Here is a 16942-nt window from a genome sequence, read left to right as displayed (position 1 = left end):
CATCATATGGAAAAGACGTTTGAAAATATAAATCGTGTTTTGGCTAACTGGAACCCTATAGGACTTCCTGAAAATATTGCAATAGAAGAATATAAAGGTTACATTCCTTTAATTCTTCAATCTATTGAAAATCGTCAACAACTAATAAATTGCTTAGAAGATATGCTAATCAACAAATTGGAACTCGGTTATGACCCTGCAAACAAAGAGCATTCAGAGGATTTACAACAAATATGTGATATACTGATAAAAGAATATCAAAAGATAAAAAACCTCGAATAAGTGTGTATTTCGGAGTAAACTGGTTCTTCGTCACTTTTGGTGAAGGGAGTAAATTTGTTGGATGTTCGCCGACTTCAATCCGCCTATCTGCTCAGCCCGATGTCATCACCACTCACCGACTAAGTAGCTCAAATCCGGGCCGACCATACATCTGCCGCTTAATCGTTTTTAGCCGGTTCACCTGACCTTCTACCTGCCCGTTACTCCATGCTGAGTAGAACGCTTGCTGGACGGCTGCGTAGCCTTAGCGTAACCCGAGCACAAATTGACATAAAGGGTGCATTTGCCGTTTCGTACCGCAACGGCAAAACTACCCGAAGTAACTCTTCAACCAGAAAACGTCGCTCCTTGCCTACCGCCTGTTGGCCTGATTTGGTTAAGGAGAATGTATTCTGTCGTTTCTTGACATAGGTACTCAGCGACAGACAAGCTTTCAAGGCCTGAAGAAAGTGCACATTGTCCTCCGAGATCTTCTTTGTAATGCCCCGTTCAATGTCATCCTGCACCAACAGCTTTCGTTCATAGAGGTTTCGGCAGAGGGCCAGTGTCTTAACCCCCTGAATGGCTGGACAAAATTGTAAAAACAGTTTAGTCCTACTACATTCAGAAATCATGAGCAAAATTAGGCGAAGTTTTACCCCCGAAGACCGCTATTCTATCGTTCAGGAAGCCATTCGTGACGGCCATGCCGAGACTTGTCGTAAGTATAATCTGTCCCCTTCGTTACTCCGAAAGTGGCGTCTGAAATATTTGAGTAAAGGGAAAGAAGGCCTTAAGGACTCCTACTCACGCGTTGATCCCCAGCTCCGAGCACTTGAAGAGGAGAATGAACGCTTGAAGCGAATTGTGGCAAAACAGGCTTTGGAACTGGAGATCAAGGGCGAACTGCTAAAAAAAACGCCTATTCAACCCAGGAGAAGCTAGCTCTGATGAAACAGTTCGATGCTCGCATAAGTCATACCCTGTTATGTCAGTGGCTTGACCTGCCTCGTAGCGTATATTATTACCAACCCCAATCCGGTAGAGCTGGGGCACAGCCTAGCCAGGTGACCATGAAGCTGGATGGATCGTGGGTCGATAATCAACAGGTAATAATGAGTATCCGGCAACTTCTAAACGTGGAATTCAATGCACTCGGATATGAATACATTACGTACGAGCTGAAAAAAGAATATCTGATTAACAAGAAAAAAGTGTACCGGCTCATGCAGGAACATAATTTACTCTTAGGCAAAGTGATACAACCGACGATGGGCAAGCGGGAGTTTGTTAAATTCAAACGGATTGAAGCTACTAAACCCTTGGAATACCTGTGCTGGGATATCAAATACGTCTGGGTCCAGGGTGAACATCGGAACTACTATCTGTTGAGTGTTATTGATGTTTATACCCGCAAAATTCTGGACTGGCTGTTCCAGGGTAGTATTCGTCAAATGGACTTAATCAACCTGCTCCGACGAGTAAACCAAAGCCATGAGCTGAAAGGTGTCATTCTGCGCAATGATAATGGCAGTCAGCGGTCCGTCGCTACGGTTCATTGCCCATTCGGTTCGTAACTTTTTGAAAAGCTCAGAAGTCAAGCAGGAGTTTACTCACGTAGCCACACCAGAAGAGAATTCCTATATTGAAGCATTCCACAGTATTCTAGAGCACGACGTCATTGAGCGCAATGAATTTGCCAGCTATTATGAAGCCAAAGAAATGTTGAAGCGTTATTTTTCCCATTACAACTATTGTCGACTTCACCGTTCAATTGGGTTTGTAACACCCCAGCAAAAATGGGAAGAAGCAGTGGTGGTTTACGACACAACCTTTTCAGAAAATCTGTCCAGTTGATAGGGGGCTAAGACACCAGTGGTAGATTCCCTTTAGGCGTTAGTTTGATAGGTGAGCCCACGAGTAGGTGCTGGTAAAGCTTCTCCATCAAAACAAAGAAGGGAATCTGATCCAGTAGCGAATCCGTCAGATCCTTCTGCTGTAAACTTAGAAGCGATCCATCTCCCCAGGGGCATTCAGCAGCAGATGCATCTGCTGGGGTGAAAAACCTTCGAAATCGGGATGGGGCTGCTGATTGCGGGCCTGGGTGAAGGCGGCCATTTTGCGGTTAACCTCTTCCAGTGATAGCTTGCCTTTGGTGACCTCGGGATGAGCAGCCAGGAAGGCTTGCCAGATGTCTTGAGCGACTCCCATACGATAGGGTATAAAGCATGTTGGAGAGCATAAAAAAGCATGGGGTGACAACAGGCTTACCCTAAAGTACGAAAATCGTCGGTTCACCCCAGGCTTTTTTATACTCTCCCATAACAAAAAATCTAACAATTAAAAGAGTATTTTTCCTGTATTTTTTTAACTTAAAATAATATATAATTGCGGACTATTCCAAGACCACCATAAGTAAGTATAGTAAGTATAACTATTCGATTACTTATACTTACTTATGGTAGGGCATTTTAAATTTATTAGGGATTTACTACATAACCAGACAATTTACCTAATGGATTAGTATGCTTTTGTCAATAATAATGTTTAATTATACAATTATACGATCAACATCTATCGAAATTTTAGGCCAACAATTGATGAAGCTCATAAAAAACTGATTGTTTAATTCTACTCAATTACTTAATGCAGGACAATGAAAATCTTGATATATATTATACTATAAATATAGAAGCATTATTATCTTAAAGATATTTAATATACTGTATATATAGAACAGAGTACATTTTTTTTCAATAATGTTAAAAAATCAATAAATAAAAATGAAAAACTTAGATAAAACTTTTGTTGTTTCGCTTGAAGGCCTTGAATTATCTGACGAACAGGTAAAGCGAATTGAGCATGGAATTAGAAGCGTTGTGCTAAATGAATTAGCGAAAATTGACAATAAAGGAGATTTATTGTTACAAAAAAACTTTGGTGAAAAACTTAATTTAGGTGGTATAATAATAGACTTACCTGCCAACGGTCCAGTTGGACTTGCAGTAAGACCCGGTTAACAATTTAATAAATATTAAATTGTTAAGAACATTAATATATATTTATATGGAAAACTCTAATGAGCTTTGTCCGAGTTATATGTGCAAATCAGGAGCCAAACTATATGGGATTATTAATTCTAATGGCAATACTGATTATTTAAAATCACCTATTACAATTAATGAGTCATTTGTTAATGAAGCAAAAAAGGGAAGAGATCCTGAAAAAAGATTTCGGTTTGCAGGTAGTTGTATTAAATCAGGTTGTACTCAGTGGAGTGAAATTAATAATGAATGCGGACTGATTGACAAAATGATTTTAACACTAAATAATAGTCCTTCTGGTTCATTAAAAGATTGCTCAATTAGGTTGAAATGCAGATGGTATAGCCAGAAGGGTGAAATAGCCTGTGCTCAATGTAATGAATTAGTTAGGAGTATTGAAACCGAGATAATAAAAAATAGTTAACGAACTTTTTAAATAAAGTTCACTAATTGATTTTTTTCTTTAGCTTGCTTTTAGTATCAGGGCTTTCTTATAAGAAAACCCTGAGTAAATTATGAACTATAGAATGGAGCAGAGTAGTAGGTATTTTTAAAATAATTCTTATGAAAGCAGAGGGCAATCTTTTACCCACAAATGACGATATTAAGTTTTTTAATGATCATGGCTGGTATATTTCACCCCCAGTTCTAGAAAATGATTTAATCGAAGATGCCTATCATGGAGCAATGCGTTACTACGCAGGTGAAAGAGACATTCATCTACCGCTTTCAGGAGGGTTTCTTGACTGGAAAAAAGAGCAGGGAAATATTCTAAGAATAAATGATTATGTTTCTCTGCAAAATGAGGAATTAAGAACTTTAGTATTACAACCAATAATTGGTGCTATTGCATCAAAACTAATAAATTCGAAAGAAATAAGATTGTTTCATGATCAATTACTTTTTAAGCCACCAGTAAATATCGCCCCTAATGCAGCTGTAGGGTGGCATGTTGATAAAGCGTACTGGAAGACATGTACTTCAGAAAATATGCTTACAGCATGGATTCCATTTCAGGACTGTTCATCAGAAAATGGAACATTATGTGTAGTGGATAAAAGTCATACTTGGAAAAATACACAACAACTCAATACATTTAATAACATGAATTTAGATGTACTTGATCAATTATTTGATGACAGGCAGAAAAACATAAATATAATCCCAATTCAATTAAAAAAAGGGCAAATTAGCTTTCACCATTGTAGAACGATACATGGAAGTTATCCAAATAGATCAAACGAAAACAGAATCGCATTGGCAATTCACATGCAAGATAAATTTAACAAATATAATATTCAATACGAAAATGACACAACCGTTCTGCATGTAAATGATCTATTATGCAGGAAAACAAACATAGGTGTACCAGATTACAGCGACCCAGATATTTGTCCATTACTTTGGAAAGAGTAACTAATTGCAAACCAATATAATATGAATAAAATTGAGTATAAAAAAATCAAAACGTTTTGGGAAAAGAATACCGAAGGGTTACCAACAAATATTCCTATTTTTTCAAAACGTTCACAAATTTATTCCTCTAAAAAGAGCAATGAACGATTCAACCTACCTTTTACATTAAGTTATGAACAATATCTGACAGCAATAATCTTAATATTAAAGAAATACAACAGTAATGCTAACATTTCTATTGGACTTCAAATTAAAGGAGAAGTAGGTGCTCAAATATACCCAGTTACATTTGCTTTAGATGACAATAGCAATTTTAGCGAAATTGAAAGTAGAATTCATTCTATATTGAAAATATATCGCCCCTATTGTTCAGTAGATCCGCAAGAAATAGTTAAAATATTAAACAAAGAGAAAATAATAAATAAAAATCCATTATACGATATTATAGTCATTGAGAAAGGTTCACAAGTCTCCCATGATTTAAAGCAAGATATTACAATTTTCGTAGATGAAAATGGATTTGATGTTGAGTATAGTACGCGCCTATATGACTCAATAATTATATCAACATTTGGAAAACACGTAATCAATTTAATTGAATTTAGTATCAATAATGTTAATGTAGAGTTTAAAAAAATAGATATACTTTCTAATGATGAGAGAAAGCAAATTTTAAATGAGTTTAATGCACCAGTAAAATTAAACAGTAAATCAGTCATCGATCTTTTCACCTCGTCTGTTCGAAATTACAAACTGCAAACAGCTATAAGTTTTCAGGGAGATAATTTATCTTATGCTGATTTAGACAATTTATCCAATCAGTATGCAAATTTTTTAAAAATAAAAGGAGTTACTAAAGGGAACTACATAGGAATTAGCTTGGCTCCCAGCAATCTAATGATTGTATGCTTGCTTGCGATAATGAAAGTTGGCGGCATTGTAGTTCCGATAGACACTACCATACCAGCTAAAAGAATTAATATGATCTTGGAAGATGCGCATATTAAATATATAGTTACCGAATTGAGTAATGTGATAATTTCTATTTTTGAAAAAGAATATGTATTAATATTATTAGATGAATACCAAAAACAAGAGAGAACCATACCCACCACGTCGACTAATGTTTCAATAGGGCCTAATGATGGAGTATATATTCTTTTTACATCTGGTTCGACTGGAGTCCCTAAAGGGATACTAATGAATAATGCTCCGTTATATAATCTTGTTAGCTGGCAAGCGAAAAGTTATGCAACGGTTTCACCCAAAACTTTACAACGAACTTCTCTAGCTTTTGATGTTAGTTTTCAGGAAATATTTTCAACAATTTGTTTTGGTGGGCATTTAGTTATTGGTGATAATATTGTGAGAAATGATGTTCTAGCATTATCTCATTTTTTAAAAGAGTACGGTATTGAGAGAGTGTTTTTACCTATGGTTGGGTTAAAACAATTAGCCGAAGTAAATAGCCTAAACCCTTTTAAATTAGAATCGTTAAGGGAAGTAATATGTGCAGGTGAACAATTAAAAATTACACCATCTATAATTCGATTTTTCAGAGAAAACAACTGCCAACTAGAAAATCAGTATGGACCAACAGAAACCCATGTTATTACATCCTATAAACTCGAAAATTCTCCAATTAGATGGCCAGAACTTCCGCCAATAGGAAAGCCAATTGATAATGTAAATATTTATATATTAGATAGAGACAATTGGTTAGTACCGATTGGAATATCTGGCGAAATTTATGTGGGTGGCCAAGCTTTGGCTGAAAAGTATATTAATAATACTGTTTTGAGTGAGAGTTTATTTTTAAAAGACATTTTTCGGGATGAAGAGGGAGCAAGGATGTACAGAACCGGAGATATTGGGCGGTGGAAAGCGGATGGTAATATTGAATTTCTTGGTAGAGAGGATCATCAGGTAAAAATAAGAGGATATAGAGTAGAATTATCAGAAATTGAACTTGCTCTATTGAAATTAACAAATATTGAGAATGCAGTAGCTACTGCGGATAAGTTTGGAAACGATGAAACAACTCGCCTAATCGTTTATTTTACTACAAAAAATAATGCATCGGTTTCCATTAAGGAGATAAGAGGTTTATTAAGTTTAGAACTTCCGGAATATATGATTCCAAGCTTATTTTCTTTTATACATCTGGAGCAATTTCCAATAAATTCAAATGGAAAAATTGATCGTATAAAATTATCTTCACTTCAATCTAAAAAAAATACGGAACATGTAGACCTACCTTCTCGAAACGAACTGGAAAAAAATATAGCTGCTATATGGTCAAATGTATTAGGAGTTAATAATATACAAAATCATGAGTCATTTATCGAATTAGGCGGACATTCTTTACTCGCAATTCAAATCGTCTCTCGACTTAATGAAATATATGGAATTTCAATTCCGTTAAAAGTAATTCTGGGTTCAGGTAACATAATTTCAACAGCAAAGAATATTGAAAATTTATTAGTAAAAAAAGTCATGGAGATGACTGATGAAGAGGTTAGTAAAAAACTTGAATTAGATCAAGTAACTGATGAATTATTAAATGATAACTTTAGCAAAGGGCGACACTTTACGTTACCCAATGGAATTAAAATACTAGACAGTTACCGTTCTGAAACATTACACCTTTATAAGGACATTTTTGAGCATAATACCTATTGGAAGAATATCATTGAATATGGTGATGATATTGTTATTTTTGATATAGGTGCAAATATTGGCTTGTTTTCAATATATGCGCATTTAAAATCGCCCAATTCAAAAATTTATGCATTTGAGCCGGTTCCACAGCTTTTCGAATTACTTAAATTTAATTTGAGTTTATTAAAACCTGAACCAGCCATTCATAATTTAGCAATTTCCAAGAAAAATATTAAAAAAGAAATAACATTTTACCCACTTGTGCCAGGTATGAGTACTTTTTACCCAAACCAGAAAGAAGAAAAAGATCTTCTTTCTTCTATAATTAATAATCAGGTGTTTACCAGAGGCTATTATGAAGGTTCTGAAATTCTAGAATCTTATTCAAGCGAAATAATAAAAAATCGCTTTGAAAGCGAAAAAATAAGCTGTCAGGCAATTACATTATCATATTTTATGAAGAAGCATACTATTGAATGTATTGACCTTTTAAAAATTGATGTTCAAAAAAGTGAGCTTGACATATTAAATGGTATTCAAAAATATGATTGGCCAAAAATAAAGCAGATAGTGGTAGAAGTACATGACCAAAAAGGGCGATTAGATAAGATCAATACATTGTTAAAGGAGAAACACTTTAAAACAACTATTATTCAGGACGACATTCACCAAGAGACTGTTATTCATTTTATTTATGGAAAAAAATAAACATGGAGAATAATGAAATTGCATCTACAGGGTTGTCTTCTGAAAGAAAGCGATTGTTGGACAAGCTTCTAAAAAAAGAAGTTTCATCCGAAAATAATGAATTGGTTCAAAGAGTGGTAAATAGAAGAAATGGACCTCTTACATGGGCCCAAAGCTCCATTTTTATTATGACTCAATGCCAAGATATAAATCCAGCATTGCTAAATTTGTCCTACGCAATAAGTATAAAAGGTCCATTTGATCAAAAATCGTTTTCCCTTACGGTTAAAGAATTAATCTTTAGACATGAAGTATTAAGAACTATTTATACTTCATGTGAAGACAATCTGGCCGCATATGCATTATTACCTAATGAATATCAACTTCCAATTATCAATAAAAGGTACTCCAAATATTCTAGAAAAATTATTTTCAGTTTTGCGAAAAAAATTTTCGAAACTCCTTTTGATATAACAAAGGATTTGCCTATTCGAATAGGCATAATTCATCTAACTATACAAAAAGAATTTATTATATTCTTTAGCTTCCATCATATCTGTGCAGATGCGTGGTCATTGGAGCTTTTTTGCAAAGAGTTCTCTCAAATTTACAAAAACTTCATTGAGCATAATTCAATCACTTTACCGTACCCCAAGATTCAATGCATGGATTATGCATTAATGCAGCGAAATTGGCTCTCCACTTCACAGGGAAAAGAACTGCAAAAATTATGGCTTAACCGAATCCGGTTAATAATTAATAAAGAACAAAGGCTACCTTATGATAAGCCCCGCTATCCAGTGCCTTATTTAAGGACGTCAAGACAAGTCGTTCATCTTTGTGAAATTCATATGAATTATGTGAAGGAGTTAGCAAAATTGATTGGGGCATCAGTTTTTATGATATTGTTGAGTTGTTTTGTAATCTGCTTGGAGAAATGGACTGGCATACCACAACAAAATATAGCTACTTTATCGGCGAATCGACAGGGACAGGGAACAAAAATTATGGGAGCACTTTATAACACAGTTTTAATAGATACAGCATTGGAACCTAATATTACAGTTTTACAAAAAATTAATATTATTATTCATCGCTGCATTGAAGCATTCTATAATGAGAAAATACCTTTTAGCAAAGCACAACAATTATTAAACATTCTTTCGTTAGGTAAACAAGCTTTTTCTGTTATGTTTCTTACGGACAAATATCCACTTTATTATTTTAAGGTTGAAAAGTGTGAAACTGTCGGAATTGATATAGAATCTATAAAAAATCAATTCCAATTGGAAATAAATCAAAATCGAAAACTGGATTTACCTTTAGTGTTAGACCCGATATTGACTTTGGACTCTACAGATTTGACTTTCTTTGTTCGTGAAGGTCAAGATGGTGATCATACTTTATCTGTTTTTTACAAAACAGATCTATTTCATGACCAAACTATAAGTGACTTGATAATGAATTATCACAGCCTAATTTCGAACTTGAAAAATGAAAACGTTTAAACTTAATAACTAATTATGGCAAAGAAAGTTACACCTCCGCCTTTTAAAGCAGTCGCAGCATTTGTTAGCACATTAAGCCCAGCAGATTCCAAGTCCAATTTTGCTTTTTTGGTAAACACATTAAGCCCTGCGAATTCTGTATCGCCTAATGCAATATTTGGAAAATTTGAATTTAATACATTGAGTCCTCCGAACTCACTTACTTCTATTAACTTAGAATATCAGGTAGATGGAAAAACACATTACCTTAAAGGAGTTGAAATTCCAAAAGAAGAACTTAAATTATTAGGCTATAGCCCTGATGATCAAACAACCTTTTTATCTCAGTTTTTTGATTCATTTTTAGTTTCACTATTAAATTCAGAAGATATCCTAAGCTTAGATGCAAAACAACTGTATTTTTTAAAAATGGAAATTTTAAGTGAATTATTTAACTCTAATGACATTAAGAATAAATTAAAATCGAGTGTTAAGCGGGTCATTAAAAGCTTAAAATAGCGGCTTATGGAACGGCTAACAAGTAAAGATATTTCATTTTATGAAGAACATGGCTGGTGGGTTTCACCAGTCATTGTTGATAGTGAAAGCATTGACGATCTTATTTTTGCTTCAGAAAGGTATTATGCTGGTGACATAGATACGGCACTTGATATTAGATTAAATAATGATTGGCATATTGCAAAGGGCAATATTTTACGTCAAAATGATTATATATCTCTTCAGATGTCTGTATATCGTAATTTTCTTGAGCAATCAATTGTAGCTGAGTTCGCGGGTAAAATATCTTCCACTAATTCTGTAAGATTATTTCACGATCAATTAATTTATAAGCCTCCCCGAATTCATGAAGTAGACAATATTGTAGGCTGGCATATAGATAAGGCATATTGGCAAACATGTACTTCCGAAGTGTTGATAACTGCTTGGATTCCCTTTCAGGATACAAATGAAGAGAATGGTACTTTATGTGTAGTTGACAGAAGCCATTTATGGGATTATCAAGAATTACAGAAATCATTTCATACAAAAGATCTTAAAAAACTTGAAGCTGATTATAAGAAGGTGAATCAGGCATTTGAAATAATTCCCCTAAATTTAAAAAAGGGACAGGTAAGTTTTCACCATTGTAAAACAATTCATGGAAGCCAAGCAAATATTAGTAATGATGCCAGATTAGCTTATGCTATTCACTTTCAAGATCATTCCAACAGGTACCGAAAAGTTTATGATAGAAATGGAAATGCTGTAATCCATAGTAATGATATAATTTGCGTGAAAGATCGGAATGGAGTGCCAAACTATTCTGATGCGGAAGTTTGTCCGACTTTATGGAAAATAGACTAAGTACTCTATAATTTAAGTTTTTTGATATTGTTTTCTGACTGGATTGACCTTTACATATTGGCTGTTTAGGGTCTCACGGGCTTGGCCTATGGTAAGCTGCTAGGTGATTTTGACCGATCGTTGATTGCGTTCAGCCGCCCAGGCTAAGACTTGGAGAACATAAAATAACCTGGGATAACCTCTTTAAGCAACTCTTGGTTTGGTTAGAATGGGGTCTCGTTTTAATCAGGCCACGATGGCCGTTACGTCTTTTTCATAGGCGACAATAGCCTTACGCTGAAGCATGAGCTCGTCATGTCACCCCAGGCTTTTTTATGCTCTCCCATGTTCGTGAAAGAGGCAAAGTTAAGGCAATTCAAAACGAGACGTCTTTCATCGTTCGGCTATTTATAGTGATGGAACATTTCGTACGAATGTTGTCCATTCCCTAGCTAACCTATTATCGGTCCAGCACAACCGTTTCGCTCATCAACCGGCGTACCGATTCGGCTTGAAACAGCTTTCCTTTTCGCGTCCGAAAACCGGTTCTATTGAGTCGTTCGGCAATCGCTCTCATCGTTAGCTTATCCCGCTGATAAAGTCGAATCAATTCGGCGGCTTGCTGGTTAGCCGGGTGAATCCGGGCGGCTTCTTTGCCAACGGCCGTTCCTTTCCGACGGCCTTCGTCACAAAAATTTTCTGGTTTGCCTAAAGTAAAACCACGGGCTTTCTTTTGGTGTAGCGCTGCGCGGGTTCGCTCGGAGATCTTGCGTAATTCATCTTCAGCTAAGGCGGCTTTGATGTTGATGATCATATCGGAGTCATTGAGACAATCCAAAGCTGTAAACAGGACTTTATTCAACCGCAGGGCGACCAGAATTTCCAGATTCCGTAGAACCCGGTCCAGCCGGTAGGCAATCAGCTTGGCATTCTCTTTTTGGCAAAGTTCAATGGCTTTGGCCAGTTCTTTACGGCTTGTCTTGCCACCCGATTCAATTTCAATAAAGTTACCGATCAGTTGCTGGCCACAAAACGTTTCGATCCCCGCTTTTTGGGCATCCAGTCCCAACCCACTTCTCCCCTGCTTTTGTGTGGACACCCGGTAGTAAGCTACATATTTCACCATACATGGATTATTGGTAGACAAAAAGTACGTTTGTCACAAGGCTACAACGAGCGTTCTTGACTCGTGACAACACAAAAGTAATTGAAAAGGGGATTGAATTCACCGCGTAAAAGCTGCCAGATTGGCAGAGATAGTAAAATGGAGGGTAAGTGTGGTAATGTACCGATTCAGCTTTGGTACTTGAACAGCATTTTTCTTGAAAAACAAAAAACGCATACCTTTAAGGCTATGGAAGGTGTATCAGATCAACTCCCCTCTCAACCCGACCAACCAGTTCCTGAGAAACTGCAGTTTGAGGCCGCTAATGATTTTCTGACCATTTGTGATCGCTTGTCAACAGGCTATGACAGCGGCTATTATTGGGAAGATGTGCAGCGAGCCTTACGCATTGCCGCTGGCCTGGAAAAGTGGCCCGATTGAGTTAGCTTAGTTAAAACGGCTTGCCCGTTCGTTATATAGATCCAAAGCTGCATCATCCACCACGCCCCCATGCGTCAAATCCAGCAAGAGCGTTTCAACTCGATCTTCGATGAACTCGGCCAGGGCTTCAAACCGCAACTCCTGCTCTACCCACTCCGACGACTTCGCTAATTGACTAGCCTGTTGAAGAATAGCTTTGAAGATGGTCCGAGTCTTGCTCATGTTTTTGGTTGAGGCCTGGAGACTAGTTACGGCCCGGATATAATCACTATACTTTAACCGCTGGGTGGGCAAGTCAACCCGGGCCCATTCATAGGCCAATTGGCGAACAAACAATGTTTCCTCTCCTACTTCCATAAGCTACACAAAGCATGGGGCTGGTTGGTAGAGGTATAACACGAGCCAAAAACAGCTGGTTCATCCGCTCGAAGCCGCGTACTTAATCATCGTATTACCTGTGTAACAAAATTCTCTGCTGTGCCTTGGCAGGTGGTAACATACTTATCTGATGGAGCATATAATATAGAATAGCTCGATAAATCAGTATAGGACAAGAAGCCTTTTTGTGTACGAAATCTTAGAATTCTGAAATTGCACTTATTGACGACTCAATGAGTAATGTCACTCCAAAATAAAAATTAATGAAATAGTACATTTCTAATAAGATTCAATAGTCAAACCAAGCTGGGTTAAATAGATAAGTAGAATTCAAATGGGGCAACATGCCACTTAAATCAGACTATAAGCATTTCTACAAATAGGTCGCTTAGAAGATTACGATTCGTATATAATAAATGTCAGCGACGGCTGCCCGGGCACAAACTCAACTCCTACTGCGAAAATGAGACACGGTCTCGCACCGGCGTACCGGCCGTTGCGGTTGATTCGTGACCGGGTCGCCGGTGCGGATGGCAATTTAAAATTATTGTTATTATCCGGTTTTTAGAAACATAGAGATTTATTCCTGTCTTGAAAAAACGGGCGTTTAGTAAGGTAATCGGCGAGTCAGCAGCCATTTTATGATGCCCCACCAAGCCGATAATTCCAACTGATTTTCTTTCAAACTAGAAAAAATTTGTGAAACCGATTGGTTGCACATACATTTGCAATCAATCGGTTTCACAAAGTAAAATTTAAACACGATGAGACGAGATATTTTTCAGGCAATAGCCGACCCCAAAAGGCGGGCAATCATCACCCTGATTGCCTGGCAGGCAATGACGCCCAACGCCATTGCGGACAACTTCAACACGAGCCGACAATCGGTTTCCAAACACCTTCGCATACTCACTGAATGCCAACTGGTCAAACAGCACCAGCAAGGCCGGGAGATCTACTACTCACTTGACATTGAAAAAATAAAACAGGTGGATCAGTGGGTAGACCAATTCAGGAAAATTTGGGAAACTCGTTTTAATCAACTTGACGGCGTATTATCAACCCTAAAAAAACCCTAAAAATGAACGATTTCATTGTTGACAAAATAACAAAAACGGTAAGCTTCTCCCGAGAGTTTGATGCCGACCTTTCGTTGGTATGGGATGCGTACACGAAGCCGGAAATTCTTGATCAATGGTGGGCCCCCAAACCCTGGACCTCTAAAACAAAATCTATGGATTTTGAAGTGGGCGGCCGACGGTTTTATGCGATGGTAAGCCCAGAAGGAGAAGAGCATTGGTCCATTCAAAAATACACGTCCATTAGTCCGAAAACCAATTTCAAATTGTGGAATGCTTTTGCTGACAAAGATGAAAACCCAGAATTACCCGGTTCTGAATGGGATTTAACTTTCAGCGAACAAGACGGGAAGACAACCGTACGAATCAGTATTTATAATGAATCGCTTGTCCGCTTAGAGAAGATGCTTGAAATGGGCTTCCAGGAAGGAACGGCTATGACCATGAAAAACCTGGACGAGTTATTGGCCACTTTATCGCAACAAAAGTAAAGGAATAGCTTGGGGTGAAGATGGGCTTGGCGAAGTGGGACTGAACGTTCTCAATTCAGTATGGGTAGTTAAATCGTCAGTTCTACGTTTGTTCAGCAGACAACTTTTCCATACCCCCACCATGGCCAAGCTATAAACGGTTAATTGCGACTACAAAGTGCTGGTAGATGCCTCACCCCTGAGCGGCTAGCGGCTGAACCGGTTGTTGTAAACTTCACGGTTTTTATAACTGTCAAGCCGCACCGCTTCGGCGGTCCGACGGTGGACCGGCTATTAGTCGCATACGAGAATCTTCTTATTTTCAGTAGTATATTTTATTGATTATGGCAGAGCAAATCAAACGCGCCTTAAATGGGCAAGGACAGGATCTATTTGCCGGGATACCGGTTTCTAATTATGACCTGTCGCTGGATTGGTATCAACGGCTGTTCGGCTGTGAACCCAGTTTTTTTCCCAACGAGGTGGAATGTGATGGTGAGCGACCTGGAATCTTTAGTTTCCCAGATTGCAGTACGTGGTATCCAGTCTAGTAAAGAAGAACGACCCGAACCGAATACCCGAAAAGTGATGTACTATGATCCTGATGGAAACCAAATTGGGCTGATCCATGTCGCTTTGTAGCGTCAGCTTGCAAAGGGACTCGTAGTAGACGGTTTAAAGAGCATCAAGGATAAGAACTGAGTTGCCCAGCGCCTATCGGCTCCTTTGTCATGGGGACTGCCCAATTTTCTTTAGTTAATCCCCGTACTCAAGTTGGACCTACAAAACGCTCCTGCCTGAGCGTATCGTGAGGGACAACCTGTTGCCCACTAAGGGCTAGTTAACTCCTGCCGAGTGTCTCCAACTGAAATAAGTAGGCAGGAGCGTCACCAACAGGGAAATACTCACTAGAATACAATCAATCAGGTTGAGGGTTTCGCTTGACACCTGTTCACGCCAGGTCATCCTCGTGAGCAACGGTAAGGTCATCAAAAAGCAGAGGAAGCTACTGAGCATACCGGCTGTAAGGAACCGGGCGGAAGGAACGAACCCCTGCTGGACTAAGATGGTCATCAATAGGCTGCGCAGTACAAACCATAAGCACCACATGGTCACCCCTAGCCAACCGATTAAATACCCGTATAAAGTAATAGAAAACAAGCTGGGCCAAAGATAATAGTCTCTAGTACTGACATACATATAAATGGCGAGGGCGGGTAAGCTAGCCAAGACAAAAAGCAGAGCCGCTAGCCGAATTGAAGGTGTGGCCCTGGGTTCTACTGGATAGCCGAACCAGCCCTGTATACGGGTATACCCTTGTAATAACACAGTGTACACGCGGGTATGTTCAAAAGGTTTCATAAATCGACTCGTTATCTACAGTTATATGGTTTCTGCCGGGTAAGGACATCAAATTTGACGCAAAATAAACCGCCATTACCTGGTTAAAATTCTACAGCGGCGGGCCGCAGACACCCTACTAATAGAACACGACTACTGTCTATACTTTTCAACTTACTCCATCTTGGACTTGCTTCCTTTTAGTGGACACTTCGTTGCGATTGTTCCATGTCGTATCCTATAAAAGGAAGTCGGTTCACTGATTATAATGCCCTGTTTATTACAAATAGTATTTTGCCGATATATGCTAAAAGATTGGCGCTCCCCTTTTAAAGATTTTGTACGTTTCATAGTGGCCCATTCATAAAAGTAACCTTTTCGTAAACGGTTTCAGACGTGAATGATGACTAATCGATCAGAACAATCATTTATAGGCAATACCCCCTTTCTAAAGAGCTTAGTGGTATCCTTCTTTTTGTAAGCCTTGCAATCTGATAATTCTGTACCTTCAACAACAACCTGCTTCCTAGATCGACAATAGATTTCTCACATTCACGTCCTTGACGTGAGATAGATACTACTAGACCATGAAGTTAGGTTACGCACGCGTCTCTACGCAAGATCAAAACCTGGCGCTTCAGCTAGATGCCCTTAATGCAGCAGGTTGCTCGAAAATCTTTCAGGAGAAAGCCAGTGGGTCCAAAACCGAACGGCCTGAATTAAACAGGCTACTCGAAATCATCCGGGAGGGGGACACCTTGATGATTTGGAAGCTGGATCGACTGGGCCGCTCCTTGAATCACTTAATCGAGATTGTAACCCAGCTCGAAGGGCAACACGTTGGGTTAGTCAGTCTGAACGACCCGATTGACACCACTACGGCTCAAGGTCGGCTTGTTTTTCGCATTTTTGCTAGTCTGGCTGAGTTTGAACGGGAGGTAATTCGGGAGCGGACACTGGCTGGTTTGGCCTCCGCCCGTCGACGGGGTCAACTCTTAGGCCGTCGTAAAGGGCTATCCAAAGCCGGTGAGCAGAAAGCCCGCCTTGGTGAAAGTCTCTACAAAGAAGCCAAATACCCGGTTGAACAAATCGCCCGCGAGTTACACATTGTACGTCGTCAAATGAAAGTGGACAAAAGGGGTGAAAATGGGAAGAGAGAATTCAGTAAATTGTTTCACTCAAATCACCTTGGTTATGTCCAATTCAACCAAAAAAACCGCGTCCAGTC

At 38.4% G+C, this 16942-nt stretch carries 18 protein-coding genes; 15 read left to right on the top strand and 3 right to left on the bottom strand.

The features are described 5' to 3' along the window. Positions 1–6 precede the first annotated feature (6 nt). The 4 genes from ACYVI1_RS05675 (at position 7) to ACYVI1_RS05660 (ending at position 2118) form a co-directional block, all read left to right on the top strand. Entirely contained in the window at positions 7–282 is a 276-nt protein-coding gene (locus tag ACYVI1_RS05675; protein WP_460907668.1) for a hypothetical protein, read from the top strand. Positions 283–894: 612 nt separating this feature from the next. Next, complete coding sequence (locus ACYVI1_RS05670) at positions 895–1206, top strand: transposase (protein WP_460907665.1); 312 nt, start codon at positions 895–897, stop codon at positions 1204–1206. A gap of 128 nt (positions 1207–1334) precedes the next feature. Beyond that, on the top strand, positions 1335–1838 hold the full coding sequence (locus tag ACYVI1_RS05665) for a DDE-type integrase/transposase/recombinase (RefSeq protein WP_460907663.1): 504 nt from the start codon (positions 1335–1337) through the stop codon (positions 1836–1838). Positions 1839–1842: 4 nt separating this feature from the next. Continuing rightward, complete coding sequence (locus ACYVI1_RS05660; protein ID WP_460907661.1) at positions 1843–2118, top strand: integrase core domain-containing protein; 276 nt, start codon at positions 1843–1845, stop codon at positions 2116–2118. Between the two features lie 147 nt (positions 2119–2265). Here ACYVI1_RS05660 and ACYVI1_RS05655 read toward each other — a convergent pair whose 3' ends face one another. Next, on the bottom strand, positions 2266–2472 hold the full coding sequence (locus tag ACYVI1_RS05655) for a hypothetical protein (RefSeq protein WP_460907659.1): 207 nt from the start codon (positions 2470–2472) through the stop codon (positions 2266–2268). Positions 2473–3044: 572 nt separating this feature from the next. On the opposite strand from ACYVI1_RS05655, the gene ACYVI1_RS05650 reads away from it, so the two are divergent. The 7 genes from ACYVI1_RS05650 (at position 3045) to ACYVI1_RS05620 (ending at position 10921) form a co-directional block, all read left to right on the top strand. Then, positions 3045–3281 (top strand): hypothetical protein, encoded by a 237-nt coding sequence (locus ACYVI1_RS05650; RefSeq protein WP_460907657.1) that lies wholly within the window; start codon positions 3045–3047, stop codon positions 3279–3281. A gap of 46 nt (positions 3282–3327) precedes the next feature. Beyond that, the gene (locus ACYVI1_RS05645) at positions 3328–3729 is read left to right on the top strand and encodes a hypothetical protein (protein ID WP_460907655.1); all 402 of its coding nucleotides are present in this window, start codon (positions 3328–3330) and stop codon (positions 3727–3729) included. A gap of 140 nt (positions 3730–3869) precedes the next feature. Continuing rightward, entirely contained in the window at positions 3870–4721 is an 852-nt protein-coding gene (locus ACYVI1_RS05640; protein ID WP_460907653.1) for a phytanoyl-CoA dioxygenase family protein, read from the top strand. A 21-nt stretch (positions 4722–4742) separates the two neighbouring features. Continuing rightward, on the top strand, positions 4743–8090 hold the full coding sequence (locus ACYVI1_RS05635; RefSeq protein WP_460907651.1) for an amino acid adenylation domain-containing protein: 3348 nt from the start codon (positions 4743–4745) through the stop codon (positions 8088–8090). 2 nt (positions 8091–8092) lie between these two features. Then, complete coding sequence (locus ACYVI1_RS05630; RefSeq protein ID WP_460907649.1) at positions 8093–9577, top strand: condensation domain-containing protein; 1485 nt, start codon at positions 8093–8095, stop codon at positions 9575–9577. 15 nt (positions 9578–9592) lie between these two features. After that, positions 9593–10075: a hypothetical protein gene (locus ACYVI1_RS05625; RefSeq protein ID WP_460907647.1), complete on the top strand. Its 483-nt coding sequence runs from the start codon at positions 9593–9595 to the stop codon at positions 10073–10075. Between the two features lie 6 nt (positions 10076–10081). Next, positions 10082–10921 carry a phytanoyl-CoA dioxygenase family protein gene (locus ACYVI1_RS05620; protein WP_460907645.1) on the top strand — a complete coding sequence of 280 codons (840 nt, stop codon included), beginning with the start codon at positions 10082–10084 and terminating at the stop codon, positions 10919–10921. A 439-nt stretch (positions 10922–11360) separates the two neighbouring features. On the opposite strand, the gene ACYVI1_RS05615 is transcribed toward ACYVI1_RS05620, so the two are convergent. Then, entirely contained in the window at positions 11361–12026 is a 666-nt protein-coding gene (locus ACYVI1_RS05615) for a recombinase family protein (protein WP_460907643.1), read from the bottom strand. A gap of 228 nt (positions 12027–12254) precedes the next feature. Between ACYVI1_RS05615 and ACYVI1_RS05610 the strand changes: the two genes are divergently transcribed. After that, entirely contained in the window at positions 12255–12446 is a 192-nt protein-coding gene (locus ACYVI1_RS05610) for a hypothetical protein (protein ID WP_460907641.1), read from the top strand. A gap of 6 nt (positions 12447–12452) precedes the next feature. Here ACYVI1_RS05610 and ACYVI1_RS05605 read toward each other — a convergent pair whose 3' ends face one another. Next, positions 12453–12668, bottom strand: a complete 216-nt coding sequence (locus ACYVI1_RS05605) for a hypothetical protein (RefSeq protein WP_460907639.1) — start codon at positions 12666–12668, stop codon at positions 12453–12455. A gap of 920 nt (positions 12669–13588) precedes the next feature. Between ACYVI1_RS05605 and ACYVI1_RS05600 the strand changes: the two genes are divergently transcribed. The 3 genes from ACYVI1_RS05600 to ACYVI1_RS05590 form a co-directional block, all read left to right on the top strand. Beyond that, the gene (locus ACYVI1_RS05600; RefSeq protein ID WP_460907637.1) at positions 13589–13903 is read left to right on the top strand and encodes an ArsR/SmtB family transcription factor; all 315 of its coding nucleotides are present in this window, start codon (positions 13589–13591) and stop codon (positions 13901–13903) included. A 2-nt stretch (positions 13904–13905) separates the two neighbouring features. Next, positions 13906–14394 (top strand): SRPBCC family protein, encoded by a 489-nt coding sequence (locus ACYVI1_RS05595; RefSeq protein WP_460907636.1) that lies wholly within the window; start codon positions 13906–13908, stop codon positions 14392–14394. Between the two features lie 1907 nt (positions 14395–16301). Beyond that, positions 16302–16942, top strand: a 641-nt coding sequence (locus tag ACYVI1_RS05590; protein WP_460907634.1) for a recombinase family protein, incomplete at its 3' end; no start/stop codon positions are given.

The sequence above is a fragment of the Spirosoma areae genome (assembly GCF_054781775.1).
The sequence above is the reverse complement of the archived record's forward strand: the minus strand, read 5'-3'. Positions and strand labels throughout refer to the sequence as shown.